Source organism: Escherichia sp. AM3 (genome assembly GCF_032029835.1).
Classification (GTDB): Bacteria; Pseudomonadota; Gammaproteobacteria; order Enterobacterales; family Enterobacteriaceae; genus Escherichia; species Escherichia coli.
Window position 1 is genome coordinate 1 of record NZ_JAVUPQ010000075.1, and the last position, 17,866, is coordinate 17,866.

Here is a 17,866-nt window from a genome sequence, read left to right on the forward strand (position 1 = left end):
AGAAGCTTATTAAATTCATTCAAATCCAATTTGTAAATATTTTTGGCAACATAAGCCTCAATTTTCAACTCAGCATCACAACATCCCTCTATGCAAGAAATCACAAGTTGTTTTAATTCAGAATGTTGTAATAATATTTTTTCAGACGGTATTGCAGTTTTTCGTAAGGCTGACAATGATACATGACCAGTAGCTAAAAAGCTTCTTAATTGAAATTCAAAACAAAGGGAGTTTATAATACCAAGCAAACTAAAGAGCGAATCTTGCGAACCACTTTTATAATAGACCACCCCTAATGAATTCCCTGCCAAAGAGTTAGGAGGTATTATCGTTGCAATCATTCGCCTTTTTTGACTCGGGCGTGAAATGTCACGCCATGCAATCCTTACGAAATTAGAATTGGATAGAACCTTATCAATTTTTTTCGTTATTCTTAAGCTCTTCTCATTATGAAAATTATACCTCCCAATCATTTTTCCTTTAATGAATAATAATCCGCCGCCACTTTTTTGTGTCCAGTCACTACTACCAGTTTCATCTATTTCTCTTCCTGCCCATATCTCTCCATTTTTTTCCAGACTACCCCATGTTGGGTATCCCTCTTGCAGCTTTCTTAACAAATGAACGGCATGAACACCTTGAGATACCGGAATGCTAAGATATTGAGAATCTATACTAGACAAATCAAAAAAACCTAGTGATTTAATATTTAAGTTTTTATCATACACACTAAGTTGAATATTATCATTAAGGGATTCACCTTTATTAAAAATAAAAGAACATGAAGAAACATCAGCACCGCCGAATAATTTAGCCTCAGCTGGATAATAATTTATGCAATCAATCCTCCCTGAATTAAAAAACTTTTCACGTAATATGTACGATTGTTCATCTGCGAAAAAAGATGCAGGCATAACTATAGCTACCAATCCATTTTTATTACATATTTCTAAGCTAAGTTCTGCACCAACACGTGAAAGATTAGTCCCCCACCCAGCAAATTTACGCTTCGGCTGAGAATATGGCAATACTCTTGACAAATAATCATCAAACTCACGAAGAGAGTCTATATACATCGATTTCATAGATGGTTCAAAAAAATCGAGCTCTCTAGAATCTGGTTTTATATTCTCCCAAGGCGGATTGGTTATAACACAATCAAAATAATCAACATATTTTTTAAATTCATAAAAAACATCACTATTTTTTATAGTAATGTTAATATTTGCACCTGCTAACTTAAGTTCAGACAACGCATTTTTAGCATAAGTGAGGCCTGTATTTTCTATATCGAACAGATAAACATTCCACTCTACATCTGGAAAACCATTTATCATCCATTGTTTAATAAGCAATGTAATAAGTCGACCATCCCCTGAAAATGGATCTGCGACATTATAACTTTTTTTATCACAGGAATTTATCAATGGTAATAACTTCTCTATCATCAAAAGAGCTATTTTTGGATCTGTATAGTATTTACCTGTCGCTTTTTTAGTGAATTTTGTTGTCTCGTCCAAGGACAGTGAATTAATTAAATGGATATGTTTCATGTAAAATATCTCTTCCATTAATAATATGGATTATATCATTTAACTTGTGAACACTCAACAATAACTGTACATAAAAACAGTCATTAAAGATTTCCCCTAGAGTGAGCATCGCTATAAAAATTTAAATTAATTTTATCCTGCTCCGAAAGAAACAGTTATCATTTATTCCATAAAGAATAACTTGCTTTATAATCACTTTAAATATCGATATCAATTTTAATACTATGGTTACTTACCATATCAATAAATAGCTTAACCCGTTATCTCGATACCCCTTAAGAACCCCTTCCGCAACTGCAACATAATCTACGCTCATCCACATGCCTGGTGCGTATTACCGTGAAGGAGATCGGTGAGTAACATCGATGGAGATCGGTTCGTGTCACTTTCACAGAACCGTTTTTAAATTACCTTCACTGATCTCCTTCGGTCAACGGAGATTGTATTTTCCGCATTGATTCTCCTTTAAGTTCGATCTTGATACTGCCATGAACCAGTCGATCTAGGATGGCATCCGCATGTGTGGAGTCTCCGATCATTTTGTACCAGTTTTCCACCGGCAACTGGCTCACTACGATGATTGAGCCTCGTTGGTACATCAGATCCACTATTTCCAGCAGGTCGCTACGCTGTTCTGATGAGAGAGGTTCCAGCCCCCAGTCATCCAGAAGCAGCAGATCGCTATTATTCAGCCTGGTCAAAAGTTTGCTGTATCTTCCATCAGCATGCCCCTGATAGCACTGTTCCATCAGCGCTTTAAGGCGATAATAGTAGACCTTGTATCCCTGTCGGCAGGCATTATGACCAAGTGCACATGCCAGGAACGTTTTACCGCTGCCGGTGGCCCCGGTCAGTAAAATATTTTGTTTCAGGGTTAACCAGTTTCCCTGACTGAGTGAACGGATGAGGGCCCTGTCCAGCCCTCTATTGTTACGATAATCCAGCTTTGATAACTCAGCATTAAGTCTGAACCGTGCATGTTTGATCAGACGCTCTGCCTTCCTGTTTTCACGGCAGGTTAGTTCTTCTGCTGTCAGTAATGACAGGCGTTCTTCGAAGCCCAGCTCCTGGTATGTGCCCGGTTGAGCAAGTTGCTTTTTAAGCGCATCACGGAAGCCGGTGAGTTTAAGTGCGGTCAGTTGTTCGTAAAGATGATTCATCATTGGATCCCGTATCAGTGGTAATACTCACTGCCGCGTACGTTTTCGTGTTCCATCGTGGATAACAGATCTGGTTTTGGATCCTGAACAGGTTGTTTATCCAGACCTTTTTCCAGGATCGATTTAATACCTGACAGACGCCATACCTTTGTTTTCAGAGCTCTTGCACATGCTGCATTAAGTCTGGCTTTACTGTATTTTTTATGAAGGTTCAGGAGTCCAAGGCAGAAGCGATAGCTTTGTTCCGGATGTGGACGAGAGTTCAGTATATGAAGCACATAACTATGAGTTTCACTGCCTATGTGCCCCGCCCATTCCAGAAGACGCTCTGGCGTCCAGGTGGCATGCTGTCGATGAGCTTCAGGCATGTGCTCGTTGCGGGTACTGTAGCCATAAGTACGCTTGCGCGGGTGCACAGCAACCTCCTGCCCCTGATTGAAGAGTCTTACCAGTTCTCCGGAGATCCATGCTTCCAGTTGCTGGCCTAACAGCGAACATGGAACCGAGTAGTAATGTTTGTCGATTTCCACGTGGTAATCGGCATGAACTCTGACTTTCTTCACCAGGGTGTAACTGTAACTGGCTTCAGGAAGAGGCTTCAGTGCGGGTTTATCAAGCTGGATGAAGAGTTCTGCACGTGAATAACCCAACTTCTGCATTATTTTGTTATTCAGTCTTTCCAGCAACTCCCGAATGCGCTGATTAAGCGATGCAAGGCTGTAGAAGATCTCATGCCTGATTCGGGCCATGATCCAGCGTTCAACAACCTGAACGCCAACTTCAGCTTTGGCTTTATCTTTCGGTTTACGTGGCCGCGCAGGCAAAACTGCGACATTATAATGCTCAAGCATCTGCTGGTAGGTAGGGTTAACGTCAGGATCATACTTACATGCCCTGGATGTGGCGCTTTTCAGATTGTCCGGAACAACAAGTTCAGGAACGCCACCCAACCACTGGAAGCAGCGAACATGACTCATCACCCAGTCTTCAAGCTGCTGAGACCAGGTGGCCTCTGCCCATGTGTAACTTGATGCCCCGAGAACAGCTACGATGACCTGAGCAGTTCTTATTTCTCCGGTCTCAGGGTCGGTAACGCCAACGGTAGGTCCACAGTAATCAACGAAAAGTTTTTCGCCAGCTTTATGTACCTGACGCATTGATGGTGAAGTGGTTTTGAGCCATTCACGGTACATCCGGCAGTAATGGTTATAGCTGTAAAAACCGCCTGGATTACGCTCACAGTATTCTTCCCAGAGTAGCTGCAGCGTCACGCATTTATTACGCAGTTCCCGGTGTACTGTAGCCCAGTCAGGCAGAGAGTGCTTCTTCATCTTAACCTGGGTCTGAAGGAACGCATGTTTTAGTTTTGTATCATCCCATCCTGTAGGTAAGGGCCACTGCTTTATGCCAAGTTGAGCCGCCCGATTAGCATATCTGGATACAACGGAAGGGGAGATTGCAAGACTACGACCAATTTGTCGATGGCTGAGTCCAACACCGTATTTAAGCCTAAGAATTTCTTTAAGTTTTCTCATAGAAATTGGAACTGTTGGCATAGGTATCCTTTACCGGAATGGCAAAAGATACAGATCAACACACCTGTGAAGTTCCAATAACATTGATGGAGATCACTGAATAACAAAATGAGTCAAAAGTGATCTCCATCGATGTTATTCAGCGATCTGTTCAAATGTTATTACCCGATCTCGATGGAAGTTATTGAGTGATCTCCTTTCATGAAAATACGCACCTGGCTTTAACTGTTCCTGATATAAGTTGACAGTTTTCTGTCCGTAAAACGGTTGATGAACTTCATCGGGCGTTTTGTATTTCAATGCCAAATGTGACCGCTCATGGTTATAAATTGCCACGAATTCTTTTACCATTTACCGGCCCTACGTCAGCTCTGCAGGACGCGAGAGTAAAAACTCATTTTCAGGATTCCGTTTATCCACTCAGCCTGCGCATTCTGGTGGCAGTTATAACCATTAGTCATTGAACAGGTTATTGATAAATAATTAAAAAACTCAGTTTTCTGGCTCGCCTGCTCAAGCTGTTCTTCAAGTTCCCTGATTCTTTGCTCGGGTGTCAGCGGGACAGTCGCCAGAGCCACAGGCAGTCTCCTCTTTACCTGGTCAGGAAGTCCGGGGCTCCAGTCAAGCCGGCCATATTTACGCAACCAGACAAGAACGGTGGAGCGCCCCTGAATGCCATAACTGCAGCCGGCCTGTTTATAAGTCATCTCGCCTTTTTCAACCTTCTCAACAACGGCTATTTTAAAGGATAGAGGATAATCACGTTGAGTGCGTTTGAACCCAGACATCATCACGTTCTCCGGGTTTAAGTCAGGAACGTGTCATAGCTATTCAGGACGGGTCACCGACACAAAAAAAGTCGCCCTTGAGCGACTCGATTTGCATACGGTATGGTGCGAAGGCCGGACTCAAACATGCGATTTAACCTCATGATTTAAAATTGTTAATAATAAACAACACCATCCTATACCAACACAGATACCAACACGAAAAATCACTGGTTTTCGGCATCGAACCAGGACAATCAGGTCCTGATTGAGATACCGAGCTCTGTTACTCGTCATCTTCCTCGACAGGCTCCATTGCATCAAGTGGTACTCGCACCATCGCGATAGAACCAATCCGGATAAAAGCATCTTCCCCATCTATATCGGTTAACTGATATCGCTTACTTGATGCCGGATAATTGTGTCGATTGGCAACAGTGTACTCTTTCGTACAGCCAGAATGTGGCAGACTGAGGTGGAATAGATAACGTCCGTATGCCCGCTGACCACCTCCGGGCGGGAGAGTGTGGTATCTGACATCATCATTTTTCCTTTCTGTTTATAAATGAAAATGCCAGCCGTGTTCAGGCTGACGTCAGGGAAGTGAAATCGGGTGAGTGATCTTCACTGGTTCTGGTACAAAAGTTACTGTTGGCGCAGGGTACGGATACCCTCCCTGGCCTGTGCGATACAGGGCAACAGTGCTGCCGAATCTGTTTTATCCTCATCGTTGTCGAAGATAATTCCCGATTCGCAGTCGATATTGTCCTGCAGCCACGTAATCAGAATATCCAGCGCTGTTTCCGTGGTTACTGATGTCATGTTGTGAATTTCCGGATTACCAGTCGAAAGTGGGTAAACCCGGCAGATATCCGGCACTGGCATCCAGATGAATGAGACTGACACCATAACACCGGATGAGTGTGACGACCAGACGACGGAACGTTTTTGACAGCCCCAGGCGCTTAAGCCGCAGAACCGGGTATGACCACGTATCGGTACGTAACAGATAACCGGTACCGGTAAAATGAATCCATTCTGATTCACCGAAGTCACTGGTCTGGTGTGACAGCGAGTACAGCCAGGCGTTGTCCGTTTCCGTGATATGTGCGGTACTGCAGCGTATGCCGGTAAGGGCAACAAATGGTGGCGTGCAGTCTGCTGAGGTCCGGTCAGATTCATCAACAACACGAAGGGAGTAGCCGTTATCGCAGACCATGTTAATCAGTTCAGCGAGATTAACACCATCAATGTCAACGACAATGCGCCCCATGTTCAGCGCCTGCACGTTAACGCTGTCGGCTTCCAGCGTCAGGGCCAGTTTCATCGTTTCGCCTCCGGATGCTTCCCCAGGGTAATGTTATTTACCGTTCTGTAATTGTCGCGGATCATCAGGCCTGTTGCCCGGCGAGCCCGGAGGATATCGATGCTGTTTATTAACTGAGAGTGGGTACAGGCGCTGAATCCCGGCAGGTCGGTACGTACCAGTGCGTATTTTTCCACGAGAAAGTTCACTGCATCACACAGTGAAATGCCTGCCTCAATATGCTGCTCAATCACACGTTCATCAGCGAACGGTGTGTCATTCAGCGTAAGGCCGTAGTGCTGGTCCAGCAGTCGGGTGAGCAGTGTCTGCCAGATGGTGACGGGAGACGGGCAGCACGATACCTCCCGTACATGCGTGTCGGGTAATGTTTTCATACTGAAGATTTTCCTGATATGCAGAGATAAAAAATGGGACAGTGGCGTGGTGAAAACACCAGGCCGGAGCAGAAGGTTATTCCGGTGGTTTACTTTTTCGTTTCAGGTGTCGGATAAACAGCCAGATAAACGTAACCACAGGAGCCGAGGGTGTCGGCTTCACAGGTCAGCCCCTTCGCATACAGTGTCACGGTATGCTGATGGCGGGGATTCAGTTCACCACTGGTGAGCATTAATTTCAGTTGTTTCATCAGCAGCGGAAAGGCCTGGTCCAGAGGGTACGCATCCGCATCTCTGAACCGGCCTCTGATACCGGCACGGTCGGCAAGGTAATGCAACCGGTTACCCTCCTGCACCAGACGGGCGCCGAAACAGGGCGTCACTGTGCAGGGTAGTCCCCACCAGGGATGGTCGTCATTGTCATCGGGATGCGTTGTCCCGGAAAGTGTGTCTGACACGATAAAATCCTCACAGAAAATCGGTGAATGATAGTTTAACGATGACGGGTCAGCCGGCGCGCAGACCGGCTTCGGTAAAGGTGTATTCGTTGATGAGCAGGACCTCATCCACAGCGGCGTCTGAGCTCAGCCAGTCGTACTCGTTTTCCGGGTGACGGAACATCAGTTCAGGGTGACGCTCATCAGCCGGACATACGGACCAAAACTGTCCTTACGGCGTTCTGCAAACACGGCCAGCACACCGGGAATATCCTGCACTTCACGACCGGTATACGCTTCAGCACTGCCGTGCCAGCGGTATTTGCCGGTACAGAACGGAAAAAGACGGGATGCCGGATGCTGACGGTGAATACGCATGGCTTCGCCACGGGTGATGATTTTCATAGTGGGATACCTCTGAAGACAGAAGATAAAAGTGAAAACAGGTGTGATGTGGTTGTGACGGGTTAAAGCAGACCATGTTCGGCAAAGGAGAAAACCTGGCTGCCACCGACTATCAGATGGTCCGGCACCCGGATATCCACCAGGCCCAGTGCCTGTACCAGACGTTCCGTGATAAGGCGGTCTGCCTTGCTGGGTGTGACTTCACCGGACGGGTGATTGTGTGCCAGCACCACAGCAGCGGCATTGTGATACAGGGCGCGTTTAATCACTTCCCGGGGATGGACTTCCGTGCGGTTGATGGTGCCGGTGAAGAGGGTTTCACCGGCAATCAGCTGATTCTGGTTGTTCAGATACAGTACCCGGAACTCTTCACGCTCCAGTCCCGCCATGTTCAGAATCAGCCATTCTCGTGCCGCACGGGTGGAGGTGAAGGCCACGCCGGGTTCATGAAGATGGCGGTCCAGGGTTTTCAGGGCCCGTTGAATGAGGCTGCGCTCGCCGGGCGTCATCTCTCCGGGCAGAAAGGAAAGCTGTTGCATTGTACTTCTCTCCATTCAGTCGATGATGCGCATAATGGCGCTGCATTCCGGATGCTGCAGGGCGTAATCCCGCAGCCGGTAATAATGGACCGTCATGGCATAACACTCCGTACGACAGGCATGATGACTGTACGTCATCAGACAGGCAGCAATGCCGGCAGCTTCCGGACTCATTTCAGCGCGGTTACCGTTCATGGCATTGAACAGTACCCATGTTTCGTCATCATCGTCATCCGGTTCGGGTGCCATAAATGCCCCGCCGTTGTTCAGGGTGTACAGATTCCAGATACCACCGCAGTAGTCTTCGCACAGACGGTCCATCCAGCCGAAGACACGGGGCTCCAGGGTCACCCACTGTGGAATGAGGCAAAAGTGCTGCGGCCAGAAGCTGATGCGCTGTTCATCAGGGACGAGGGTGGCAACCAGTTGTTGCAGGTCAGTCTCCGGTGCACAGGCCGAAGAGGTGGTGTTCTGAGACAATGTTTTCATGTATGAAATCCTTGTAATGTGAATAAATGAGAGGGAGTAAAGGTCGGGACCTGGCAACATCACGTTCATCACTGACCGTGATGACCCGGTAATATCAGGGATGAATGATATTCGGCTGAAATTCCGGACAGCCGTACGCGTAACCGTTCCGGTCACAGACGGATGGCCAGATGCCATTGCCTGTATACTCAGTCTGCACAGACTGATTTCTCCGGGACGGTAAAGCAGACGGGTACACCAGGCGCACAGGTCATCATCAGAAATGGAACGACACCCCGGCAGCGCCTCCGGGGCGTCGGGTGATTCTGGTGCCTGAATCACGCCTTCAGGGACATGCTGCATCAGCGCAGGCTCTCCAGCAGCGTTTCTGCCATTACCCACAATGCGCGGTTGAGCTTAATATCGGTGTCGATGTTGTGAATGGCACGGGTGTGGATACGTTTTCCTTTTGCACTGCGGCCGGAAATCCCGCCTTTCAGCATATTCTCCTGGATGGTCTGATAAGTACTCCACAGGTCCTTACCGTAATCCTCCCGGCGTCGTGGCGTCAGAATGTCAGCGGTGGTGACTGGCTGATGTTCGTCACCATAACGGTAAGTCAGTGCCGCCTGTGCCAGCGCCTGGCGTGCCGGTGGCGGCAGGACCAGCGACTGCATGGCATCACGCTTTTCCTCAATCCGGTCAAAAACCCCCACCACTTCGTAAGCCCCTTCGATAACTTTCTCCACCACATTTCCCCGGTGTGGAACACGCACTTCCCCCAGAGACTGACCGCAGACGCAGCCATTCTGGCAGACGAATCTGAAGTAACCCGGCAGCATCTGGTAGCTGGAGGTACCGTCATGAGAGTTGAGCAGAATAATTTCAGGGACATGTTCTCCGTTTATCTCTCCGGCCCGCCGCAGACGCAGCATGTGTTTTGTGTATCCCCGGCGGCCCGGGTCGCGCACGCGGGTCTGGCAGGCGAAGAATGGCTGAAAACCTTCCTGCTGCAGGCTTTCCAGTACGGTGATGGTGGGAATGTACGCATATCGTTTACTGCGGGAAGTATGCCGGTCTTCACCGAAAATACTGGGAACATAGTGCATCAGTTCTTCGTGTGTCAGCGGACGGTCACGGCGTATCTGGTTCGCATAACCAAAACGACTGGCTAGTCGCATAATTTGCTCCTTATCGGTGGTTAAGATTTACTGGTGTAATAAATGAAAAAGCCACGTCTCCCGGAGAAGACGCGGCCTGATGGGTGAAATGAATGACGTTTATTGTCTGAGAAGCCCTTAACTGGCGAGCTGAGTATTAAGCTGTGTTCCGGCATCACCAGCGCAACTGACCTTCAGCATTACGGATAACCAGCCGGGAATATGTTCCCTGGTCATCTTCAGTAAACACATTGCGGTAAGCTGTTTTGACGGCAACAGCCTGTTCGCGTGAGAAAGGGCCTTCGGGCAATAAACGTGATGTACAACCCGGCATATCTGTTGCTCCCTGAAAGTAAAAAGCCCCGGTCATGATGACCGGGGCCTGAAGGAGAGTGACCTGATTATCAGAAAGTCACATTCAGCGTGGCCTGACCGTTATAACCTTCAGCGCTGCTGCCGCTGACACTGTGGGCATAACCGGCCTGAACGCCCAGGGTGATATTTTCCCGGACACGGGCTTCCAGTCCGGCCTGCAGGTCCAGTGACGTGCCATTCCGGGACGGTGAGAACGTCATGTTACTGCCGGCGGCGGCTGTCCCCATGCTCATGTCACCCCGGGAACTGAAGGTGCGGATAACAGAAGGCTGTACCCACCAGTTCACCGGCAGTTCACGCACACGGTGTTTTGCACTGTCGCGCAGGGTGTCACGGGATGAGGTGCCTTCACCAAAGCTCATATCGTTGTGGCTGCCCAGACGGAAACCGGCACGCACATGTTGTGCACTGCCATGCCCGAACTTCACATAACCGGCGTTATCCTGGCCGTCATCCAGGGAAAGTCCCTGCCAGGTATACTGCAGTTGTGGCTCCAGCATCAGGTTGTCAGTGATACTGAAGGGCAGACCGGTTTCCAGTGAGCCCAGCCAGCCCCAGCCCCGGGCGCGGAAGTCGTTATTGTCCGATGACGCTTTCATGCTGTGGCGGGTTCCCTGTGCCACAATGTCAGCCCACAGGCCGGAGGACGTGTGTGTCAGATTCAGGTATCCGCCCAGGCTGCCGGCATCATCCCGGACCGTGCCGGCGCGGGAACCGTCATCATCCTTAACATCAACGGAAGAATGGCCTGCGGCACCATGCACCCCTGTCGTCAGAGACATACCGGCAACCTCTGTTCTGAGCAGGTCACCCTCCAGACGGACGAAGCCATAGCTGCCGCTGCTTTCCGGCGTGGCTCCACGGGCAATACCGCCGTTGTTATCGTGACCGAGATGACCGCCCTGAATGCTGAGACGGACGCTGTTATTTTCACCGTTTACACCGGTCTGATGGCTGCGGGAGCCTGCCAGAATCCGGTCATAGTCCATTGCCTGTGTCAGCATGGATGTATACAGGGGGACTTCAGCACGATAAGCATTTTCACTGCGCAGGTACCAGTCTTCATCGCTGTCACGGTTCAGGGTGTAGTTAAAGGCGCCGGCCTGAAGCGGGCGACTCAGGGCAAACGCACCTTCTTCTGTGGTGGCGCCATTCTGTGCATCCACAACCCGGATACCCTGTCCGGTGGTTGCCACCCCGAGGTTACTGTTTCCGACATTTGTAAACGCAAGCCAGGTTTTGCCGGTTGCCTGACCACCATTAATCACCAGCTGGTCAGAGGTATTGCTGCCATCAAGGCGAACACGCATATTGATAGTGCCACCCTGACCGGTGAGGTTACTGGTGGTCAGTTTATGGAACGTTACCGGGGAGTCGCCTTTTGCAACAGCACGGCTCAGCGCGGCATCCGGTGTCGTCTGATTATCAAAGCGAATCTCCCCTGCGTTAACAATATCGCCGGTACTGACCACATCGCCATTCAGTACCATGCTGGCACCTTTACTGAGCTGTGTTCTGCCACTCAGACTTCCCCCGGCAGCCAGCGTCAGTGTTCCACGATGTCCGACAGTGGTGTTGCTGGCCAGTCCTCCGGCATTAACCGTAAAGCTGCCGCCATTTTCCAGCAGCAGTCCGCTGGCCTGACCGGATGTGCCATCAATACTGAACTTACCGCTGGCATTGGTCCCCTCAACAGTGGCACCACTGTCTGCAATCAGGGCACTACCGGATGTCATGGTGACATCTGTTGCCTTACCACCGGCAGACACTGCCAGGGTTCCGCCGTCATCCACCCGTGTTTTCCAGGCTGAATGGCCCTCCAGTACATCCAGGCGACCACCGGACTCCAGAACAACACCGTCAGCATTACCGTTTTCCACAGTGAAATTGCCCAGACGGTTGCTGCCGGTGACGGTTGCCGCCGTACTGGTGACCAGTGCGCCTCCCTGCTTCAGGGTGACATTCGTGGCTGTACCACCGGCGTTCACCTGCAGTTTGCCTTTCTGGTTAACGGTGGTGAAATCCGCCAGACCACCTTCCTTGACAATCTGCCAGCCGTCACTGTTTACAACCGTGTCAGAGGCTGTGCCTCCGTTGTGCACATACTGGTAACCGCCATTCAGTGTGGTATCCAGCGCATGCCCGTGTACCGTCTGGTCGCCGCCGGCATAAACCACAGTGGTATTTGCTGTTCCTTCAGCAGCCACAATCTGACGACCATTTTCATTGATAGTGGTACGTACGGCATTTCCGCGAACAAACTGCCCGGTATCACCATTTTCTGCATCCGGTCCCCCTTCCGCGCCGGTATTCACAACCGTGTCGGTTGCCATTGCGCCGGATTTGACGGCCTGCCAGCCCTTCTCATTAATGACGGTACCCGTTGCAATCCCGCCTTCATGTACCCACTGCTCACCGCCGTTCAGAGTGGTGTTCACTGCCTGCCCCTGAAGGCTCTGTCCGCCTCCGGCACTGATAACCGTGTCTGAAACGCTTCCTCCGGCATTCACTCTCTGAAGACCACCACCGGTGACAGTAGTGTTGTTGGCGATACCGCCATTTTGTATCCATTGTCCGCCGGTATTGGCCTCGTTATCCGGCCCATACTCCAGACCGGTACTGATGGTCATTCCGTTGGCCGTACCGAAGACAATCTGGTTGTCATGATTTGTCAGTGTTCCGCCGCTCACGGTTTCTCCCGCCTGTACGACCGTGTCAGCAGCCAGTACCGGGACTGACGTGACAGCAGCAAGAGACAGCGCAACCGCCACACCGGTGCGTTTTCCCCGTGAGCGCGCCAGTTCGGAAGCCACCACCAGGGTGCCCGTAATGTGATTCCATACCAGCCTGTAGCTGGTGTTCAGATGTCGTTTCATCAGCTTTTCCTTACAGAGGGTGAATAAAAAAGCCGGTACCCACAAATGTGGATACCGGCAGGTACAAAACAGCATGGTCAGATAAAGTGGTTTTTCCCGGGCATAAATGCTTCCCCTCTCTCATCCGCCAGAGAAGTATCAGTCCGTTGTGTGCAATTCCGTTCTGCATGATGAAGAGATTCAGCTGCCTTTTCGCAGACCATTAACCACTATAAACGATCGATAGTAACGATCGATACCTGTTTTATCGATCGTTTTATTCTATTGATTACAAGGCGGTCACGCAAGAGAAACAGGAGGAGCATGAGGTGTTTGTGTCATGTTTTCAGTTGGTTAACGCAATGTAATCAGGCATTTCCCCTGGCAGACTGTTCAGAAGAAAATCCAGTTCCATACAGCGCGGGCAACAGAGACCACCGAGTCACGGACGGCACGCAGAACCGTGCGTGCAACAGAGGCAATACAGACGCTCTCCGCCGTGTCAAATATCCGGTCCACCGCACCGGTAAACTGTTCACGGGCCTGAGACCGGACAGATTCCGTGCGCAGCTCGTCCTGCAGGCGGGTCATCAGGGGACTGGCGGCATGGTCGGGAAGCGCTGTCATGAGCGCACTGACCAGCGTATCCAGTTCCCAGCCGGTGCAGGCCGATACGGCCACAACCGGATGTACGGGCCGGAACAGCCGGAATACCGCATCTGTTTTCTCACGAATGTTCTGTGCCTGTGCGGGAGAAGGCTGAATGCCGGCCATATCCCATTCATGGCAGGGCTCCGTTTTGTCGGCCTGCGTCACCACAAACAGCACCTGCTGATGTCCCCGGTGCAGTATGTGTCGCCAGAAATACTCATCCACAGACAGGGCACGGTCATCGGCTTTAATCAGCCACAGTACCAGGTCAAGTTCAGGCAGAATGTCACGGTACAGGGCTTCATACTCTGCATCCCTGTCCCGGCTCTCGCCCACCCCGGGCAGGTCAGTGATAATCATGCTGTGACCGTGGCCACTCAGACGGAAGCGCCGCACTTCCCGGGTGCCGGCGTGAACATCACTGACCGGGGTGACCTCCCCCTGAAACAGTGCATTACAGAGTGAGGATTTACCGGCCCCGCTTTTACCCATAATGCCAATCACGGGTTCGTGACTGGTGAGTTTGCGCAGATGTTCCAGGATGTGACGGGAAAGTGAGTAAGGCAGGGAGGAGAGCGGTTTTTCAATTGCCTCAATGGCATCAGACGGATTCATACATGTATTCCCGGTGAAAAAAGACAAAACCCCCGCACACCGGAAAGGTGGCGGGGGACTCACGGAGATAATATATGTCTGAAATTATCTGGAATGTCGGTACCTTTTATACTCTTCAACAATCAGGTCATGCAGCATTTCGCCGGTACTGAGTCTTCTGACCCTCGATAATTCTTTGAGCTGCGCCCTGGTTTCTGCGTCAAGAAAAAACTGTACATTGACTTTATCTTCCTGCATTTTTTTGTACTTGCGCTGCGCCTTGGCCTTATTGAAACTGTTTCTGAAATTTTTTATATCGTCAGGTGAGGTGAGTGGACAGGTAACCCATATGTCAAATGAAAGGTGAATTGCGTGGTAAATATCAGCAGAACCAGGAAAACTGGCCAGTTTTTCCAGTGCAATATTTTTTCCCTTCAAATAATTCCATGTCCATATGCATTCATGTTCGTTCTCCGGGAGGAGGTAACTGAAAGGACTCTTTGATTTAAATGCCCGTATCCATCTGTCTTTGGTCTGGATTATCCACTCATCCCGCAAATTCTTATCAGAAAGAATATCGAGAACTCTGAGTATTTGTCTGAACTGTGTCGATGAGTCCGACGGGAAGGCATTCCCTTCTAAATACTCTTCTTTAAGATACAGTTTATTCTTTTGAAGCAAGTCTGCGCTTATTTTTGTCCTGTTATTCTGGATAAACTGCATCAACAGATACCAGGAAAATAAGCATGCGCGTTCACTGCCCGCGATCCAGGATATTTTTTCCAGGGGCACCAGGGAGGCCAGTGCCTTCAGACGCATACCAGAAATGATTTGTTCAAGTTCAAAATCTGAAAGTGTGATGTTCAGATTTTCTCTGTTTTTTTTTATGTAAGCGATAAAACGTTCCGGGGGATCATAAACATTAAGGGGCAGTACGGAGATATTACGCTCTCCAAGATAATAAGAGTAATACGCATTTGTTCTTTCATTCATAACCTTATCCGACAAAATTTTCTGAACCATCCTCTTTCTCCGGCTGCTTAAAAATTAAACATAATAAGGTGATAATAATATGATAAAAAGAAGTTTATAACGGTATATTAAGATGGTCAATAAAAAGGCAATCTGCGCGCTGTATAGTCATTCTGACAGGAAATGCAGGAGGAAGGGAAGGTAACCGGCTTCGTTATGCTGACAGGAATACCTGTTATCATGGAAGTGCACTCATGTGGCCGACGTAGCTTAAGAGGATGGAAGAGTGGAGACTGCAGACAGGGGGTATTGAAAGGTAAACATGTTTCGCCCGCCAGCTGCACCGGGGGCCAGCATCACTTTTTTTACGTTGTAACCCGGTATGCATTCCGGCTTTGATGATTACAGTCAGAGGGCAGCAGACTGACGTTATTTAACCGGACAGAAAAATTATGGACACTGAAATATCGTCTGTTAATACCTCGTTTGTCGGTGTGGTATTCCCTGTATTACCGGCGTCACCGATAAAGAGAGTTATAAACGCCAGAAAGGTACCTCCTTTATGCCGGGGAACACTTACGGAAAATGAAGTCTGAAAAGGAGCACAATGAAAAGAGGCGTGTCCCGTAAATATAACGAATCATCGCAGGATATACATTATCAGGTGATACCAGAGGGCATTAAACTGTCGCCACGGATAAGAATATACAACATTTCTGATAACAAAAAATCATAACGTGTTTCAGATATGTTCCGGTATCAGTCTGACGGATATTATTTCCCGGTAAAACAAACCGGCTACTGTAACGGTTAACTGTATCTGCATAAATTATTTATGATGAAAGAACAGTATTACGGATTCAAATATCATCCTGTTTGCATTCAGGCGGACATTCCCGGATGCCGGAAAGAATATCCTGCAGGCTGAGTGAGTCTCTTCCACAGTGCCGGGATCGCTGTCGCCACGTACATATTGTCACCAGGATGGGTATGTACCGCAGCATGCCATTTCTGGTGAATAACCGCACCTGCACATTCAGTCTGCTGAGAACCTGGCGTGCATCGGGCTGTAAAGAACATCCCTGTCCGTGGCTCCTCTGGTGGTGTTGCCTGCTCAGCAATGACAGGATGCCCTTAAGACGCCCGTCATGGCTCAGTATGATGACGACGAACACGCTCTGCAGGTGAGCATGGGGGCCGGGAGCATCATCATTTCCGTATTTTGTCACACCTTCCGGAAGCAACCGGCATCAGTTGCGGCTATCGTCAACCGTTGTGCGGTATGCCAGGAGCACGTACTGATCCATCAGATCCGTCAGTGCTGCGCTCTGCCTCTGACGGTTGATGATCCATTCCTCCAGCTCTTTTTCTGATTTCCGTTTCAGGTTCTCTTTCCAGTCTTCAAGGCTGTTTCCGGTCATTAAATCAAGCCAGCAAAGCCAGACCAGTTTGAGGCGCAACTCCGTGCCACCAAACTGACGGAAGAGGCTGATCAGTTTATTTGCCAGAGAACGCTGCCTCAGACGTTCACATTCAGACAGGAGAATGCCTTCCAGCATCGGATGATGAACCAGCAGATGTTCACTGGTGCATAAATTCACTATCAGATCATCATCCAGGGGCGGCGTGGCCCGTTTGTCAGGGCCATAAATCAGCCGGTGCAGGCTCTGGGGTACGATGGCAATCTCCGGTTTTTCACCATTGAATGACACCCAACCGGGCGTCAGATTATGGAAGTAGTAGATATTCGGATGACACACGCCCCAGGATACGGCGTGCCGGGTGAAGCCGGTCAGCCATTTCTGGTAGCTTTCGTGGAGCCATTCGTAGCGGGTCTGATACTGTTGTTTCATTTTCATATTCCTCACGGGGATATAACAGGCAGCAGAATGCCGCCGGCAGGCCGGGGATTACGTCTGCTGCGGGTGAACGGATAACGGTCAGAAATTACGGGCGGGGCTGTGCAATACGCGCCTGTAGCCAGGCTTCCACTTCACTTTTCAGCCAGCGGGAGCTGCGGCCCAGCTTGATGGGAGCCGGAAAGGCCCCATCCCTGATGAGCCTGTAAAACCACTTATCTGTCAGGCCGGTCAGTTGAGTGATAAATGCCATGTCGACCATCTGGTCATCCATCAGTGAAACTGGGGTAGCCATGAGAATGTTCCTCCGGATGTTGTTAAACCAGCCGGTGTGGTCATGAAAACAGCGCGCCACCTTCACCGGCATAACAACCGGGGAGAAACGTAAAAAATAATCGGGAATGTGACCGCCAGGAGATAAACGGGGAGGTTGCGGTGGCTGAGCCGTACCGGTATACCGGGTGGTTGTTGCGAAAAGATGCTTCCGCACGCACGCGCGATAAAGAGGGGATAGTTTTCGTGAGGACAGGGAGAGAAGCAGGCGTTCTGATAATTGCAGAGTTGTTTTCGGAGGTGGTTACAGTGAGTCAGCCCGTTCCTGGCGAGGAGGAGACTGATATCACCGATGGGATAAGGCTGTCTGATTGGTATTATAAATATAAGAAGTCATCAGAGAGTAACGTAAAGGATTTGCCAGAGTAAGCTAAGAGAGTAAATCTCTCCGGTAACAGAGCGCTGTGAATCGTTCATGTATCAGAGTGCAGATACATGAACGCTGATGCGTAAAATCAGCAGTGACACGCCAGCTCCCCCTGTGCCCATTCCTGTATAAGAC

General features: G+C 49.5%; 17 protein-coding genes and 5 pseudogenes. 2 read left to right on the forward strand and 20 right to left on the reverse strand.

The window, feature by feature from the left end; translation table 11 throughout:
- The 18 genes and pseudogenes from RTW80_RS19765 to RTW80_RS19850 all read right to left on the reverse strand — a co-directional run.
- Nucleotides 1-1,553 (reverse strand): Alw26I/Eco31I/Esp3I family type II restriction adenine-specific DNA-methyltransferase (locus tag RTW80_RS19765; RefSeq protein WP_312719921.1); only part of this gene is annotated, 1,553 nt, incomplete at its 3' end.
- Between the two features lie 413 nt (nucleotides 1,554-1,966).
- Nucleotides 1,967-2,713, reverse strand: coding sequence for an IS21-like element ISEc12 family helper ATPase IstB (gene istB / locus RTW80_RS19770; RefSeq protein ID WP_001016257.1), 747 nt, complete (start codon nucleotides 2,711-2,713; stop codon nucleotides 1,967-1,969).
- 14 nt (nucleotides 2,714-2,727) lie between these two features.
- Nucleotides 2,728-4,269 (reverse strand): IS21-like element ISEc12 family transposase, encoded by a 1,542-nt coding sequence (gene istA / locus RTW80_RS19775; RefSeq protein WP_001298859.1) that lies wholly within the window; start codon nucleotides 4,267-4,269, stop codon nucleotides 2,728-2,730.
- Nucleotides 4,270-4,733: 464 nt separating this feature from the next.
- Nucleotides 4,734-5,039, reverse strand: a pseudogene (locus tag RTW80_RS31540) (helix-turn-helix domain-containing protein); the annotation flags it as partial.
- Nucleotides 5,040-5,301: 262 nt separating this feature from the next.
- Nucleotides 5,302-5,415, reverse strand: a pseudogene (locus tag RTW80_RS19785) (transcriptional regulator); the annotation flags it as partial.
- A pseudogene (locus RTW80_RS19790) lies at nucleotides 5,406-5,555 on the reverse strand (hypothetical protein); the annotation flags it as partial. The pseudogenes RTW80_RS19790 and RTW80_RS19785, both read right to left, overlap by 10 nt.
- A gap of 105 nt (nucleotides 5,556-5,660) precedes the next feature.
- The gene (locus RTW80_RS19795) at nucleotides 5,661-5,837 is read right to left on the reverse strand and encodes a hypothetical protein (RefSeq protein WP_312719923.1); all 177 of its coding nucleotides are present in this window, start codon (nucleotides 5,835-5,837) and stop codon (nucleotides 5,661-5,663) included.
- A gap of 16 nt (nucleotides 5,838-5,853) precedes the next feature.
- Nucleotides 5,854-6,342 carry a DUF5983 family protein gene (locus tag RTW80_RS19800; protein WP_000761690.1) on the reverse strand — a complete coding sequence of 163 codons (489 nt, stop codon included), beginning with the start codon at nucleotides 6,340-6,342 and terminating at the stop codon, nucleotides 5,854-5,856.
- The gene (locus RTW80_RS19805; RefSeq protein WP_000854759.1) at nucleotides 6,339-6,716 is read right to left on the reverse strand and encodes a TA system toxin CbtA family protein; all 378 of its coding nucleotides are present in this window, start codon (nucleotides 6,714-6,716) and stop codon (nucleotides 6,339-6,341) included. The genes RTW80_RS19800 and RTW80_RS19805 overlap by 4 nt, the downstream gene beginning before the upstream one ends.
- Nucleotides 6,717-6,805: 89 nt before the next feature.
- A complete protein-coding gene (locus tag RTW80_RS19810) occupies nucleotides 6,806-7,174 on the reverse strand; it encodes a type IV toxin-antitoxin system YeeU family antitoxin (protein ID WP_001295723.1) in 369 nt (122 codons plus the stop codon).
- 162 nt (nucleotides 7,175-7,336) lie between these two features.
- Complete coding sequence (locus RTW80_RS19815) at nucleotides 7,337-7,558, reverse strand: DUF987 domain-containing protein (RefSeq protein ID WP_000692345.1); 222 nt, start codon at nucleotides 7,556-7,558, stop codon at nucleotides 7,337-7,339.
- 62 nt (nucleotides 7,559-7,620) lie between these two features.
- Nucleotides 7,621-8,097 (reverse strand): RadC family protein, encoded by a 477-nt coding sequence (locus RTW80_RS19820; protein WP_001186774.1) that lies wholly within the window; start codon nucleotides 8,095-8,097, stop codon nucleotides 7,621-7,623.
- A gap of 15 nt (nucleotides 8,098-8,112) precedes the next feature.
- Entirely contained in the window at nucleotides 8,113-8,586 is a 474-nt protein-coding gene (locus tag RTW80_RS19825) for an antirestriction protein (RefSeq protein WP_025693543.1), read from the reverse strand.
- 341 nt (nucleotides 8,587-8,927) lie between these two features.
- Nucleotides 8,928-9,746, reverse strand: a complete 819-nt coding sequence (locus RTW80_RS19830) for a DUF932 domain-containing protein (RefSeq protein WP_001234652.1) — start codon at nucleotides 9,744-9,746, stop codon at nucleotides 8,928-8,930.
- Between the two features lie 117 nt (nucleotides 9,747-9,863).
- A pseudogene (locus RTW80_RS19835) lies at nucleotides 9,864-10,059 on the reverse strand (DUF905 family protein).
- Between the two features lie 70 nt (nucleotides 10,060-10,129).
- A complete protein-coding gene (locus RTW80_RS19840; RefSeq protein WP_312719938.1) occupies nucleotides 10,130-12,976 on the reverse strand; it encodes an Ag43/Cah family autotransporter adhesin in 2,847 nt (948 codons plus the stop codon).
- Nucleotides 12,977-13,348: 372 nt separating this feature from the next.
- Nucleotides 13,349-14,221: a GTPase family protein gene (locus RTW80_RS19845; RefSeq protein WP_001407301.1), complete on the reverse strand. Its 873-nt coding sequence runs from the start codon at nucleotides 14,219-14,221 to the stop codon at nucleotides 13,349-13,351.
- Nucleotides 14,222-14,305: 84 nt separating this feature from the next.
- On the reverse strand, nucleotides 14,306-15,223 hold the full coding sequence (locus RTW80_RS19850) for a hypothetical protein (RefSeq protein ID WP_021553065.1): 918 nt from the start codon (nucleotides 15,221-15,223) through the stop codon (nucleotides 14,306-14,308).
- A 1,097-nt stretch (nucleotides 15,224-16,320) separates the two neighbouring features.
- Between RTW80_RS19850 and RTW80_RS19855 the strand changes: the two are divergent.
- Nucleotides 16,321-16,517 (forward strand): annotated as a pseudogene (locus RTW80_RS19855) (hypothetical protein).
- On the opposite strand, the gene RTW80_RS19860 reads toward RTW80_RS19855, so the two are convergent.
- Both RTW80_RS19860 and RTW80_RS19865 read right to left on the reverse strand, forming a co-directional pair.
- On the reverse strand, nucleotides 16,423-17,025 hold the full coding sequence (locus RTW80_RS19860; protein WP_000813456.1) for a hypothetical protein: 603 nt from the start codon (nucleotides 17,023-17,025) through the stop codon (nucleotides 16,423-16,425). The pseudogene RTW80_RS19855 and the gene RTW80_RS19860 sit on opposite strands and share 95 nt — an antisense overlap.
- Nucleotides 17,026-17,119: 94 nt before the next feature.
- The gene (locus tag RTW80_RS19865; RefSeq protein ID WP_000235221.1) at nucleotides 17,120-17,326 is read right to left on the reverse strand and encodes a helix-turn-helix transcriptional regulator; all 207 of its coding nucleotides are present in this window, start codon (nucleotides 17,324-17,326) and stop codon (nucleotides 17,120-17,122) included.
- Nucleotides 17,327-17,466: 140 nt separating this feature from the next.
- On the opposite strand from RTW80_RS19865, the gene RTW80_RS19870 reads away from it, so the two are divergent.
- A complete protein-coding gene (locus RTW80_RS19870) occupies nucleotides 17,467-17,733 on the forward strand; it encodes a hypothetical protein (RefSeq protein ID WP_000840364.1) in 267 nt (88 codons plus the stop codon).
- The last annotated feature ends 133 nt before the right edge of the window (nucleotides 17,734-17,866 follow it).

What these genes read in the sequence shown, in the direction of transcription:
- RTW80_RS19800 (WP_000761690.1), bottom strand. Translation starts at nt 6,342, where the DNA reads ATGAAACTGGCCCTGACGCTGGAAGCCGACAGCGTTAACGTGCAGGCG.
- RTW80_RS19845 (WP_001407301.1), bottom strand. Translation starts at nt 14,221, where the DNA reads ATGAATCCGTCTGATGCCATTGAGGCAATTGAAAAACCGCTCTCCTCC.
- RTW80_RS19805 (WP_000854759.1), bottom strand. Translation starts at nt 6,716, where the DNA reads ATGAAAACATTACCCGACACGCATGTACGGGAGGTATCGTGCTGCCCG.
- RTW80_RS19860 (WP_000813456.1), bottom strand. Translation starts at nt 17,025, where the DNA reads ATGAAACAACAGTATCAGACCCGCTACGAATGGCTCCACGAAAGCTAC.
- RTW80_RS19820 (WP_001186774.1), bottom strand. Translation starts at nt 8,097, where the DNA reads ATGCAACAGCTTTCCTTTCTGCCCGGAGAGATGACGCCCGGCGAGCGC.
- istA (WP_001298859.1), bottom strand. Translation starts at nt 4,269, where the DNA reads ATGCCAACAGTTCCAATTTCTATGAGAAAACTTAAAGAAATTCTTAGG.
- RTW80_RS19815 (WP_000692345.1), bottom strand. Translation starts at nt 7,558, where the DNA reads ATGAAAATCATCACCCGTGGCGAAGCCATGCGTATTCACCGTCAGCAT.
- RTW80_RS19865 (WP_000235221.1), bottom strand. Translation starts at nt 17,326, where the DNA reads ATGGCTACCCCAGTTTCACTGATGGATGACCAGATGGTCGACATGGCA.
- RTW80_RS19825 (WP_025693543.1), bottom strand. Translation starts at nt 8,586, where the DNA reads ATGAAAACATTGTCTCAGAACACCACCTCTTCGGCCTGTGCACCGGAG.
- RTW80_RS19850 (WP_021553065.1), bottom strand. Translation starts at nt 15,223, where the DNA reads ATGGTTCAGAAAATTTTGTCGGATAAGGTTATGAATGAAAGAACAAAT.
- RTW80_RS19830 (WP_001234652.1), bottom strand. Translation starts at nt 9,746, where the DNA reads ATGCGACTAGCCAGTCGTTTTGGTTATGCGAACCAGATACGCCGTGAC.
- istB (WP_001016257.1), bottom strand. Translation starts at nt 2,713, where the DNA reads ATGAATCATCTTTACGAACAACTGACCGCACTTAAACTCACCGGCTTC.
- RTW80_RS19795 (WP_312719923.1), bottom strand. Translation starts at nt 5,837, where the DNA reads ATGACATCAGTAACCACGGAAACAGCGCTGGATATTCTGATTACGTGG.
- RTW80_RS19840 (WP_312719938.1), bottom strand. Translation starts at nt 12,976, where the DNA reads ATGAAACGACATCTGAACACCAGCTACAGGCTGGTATGGAATCACATT.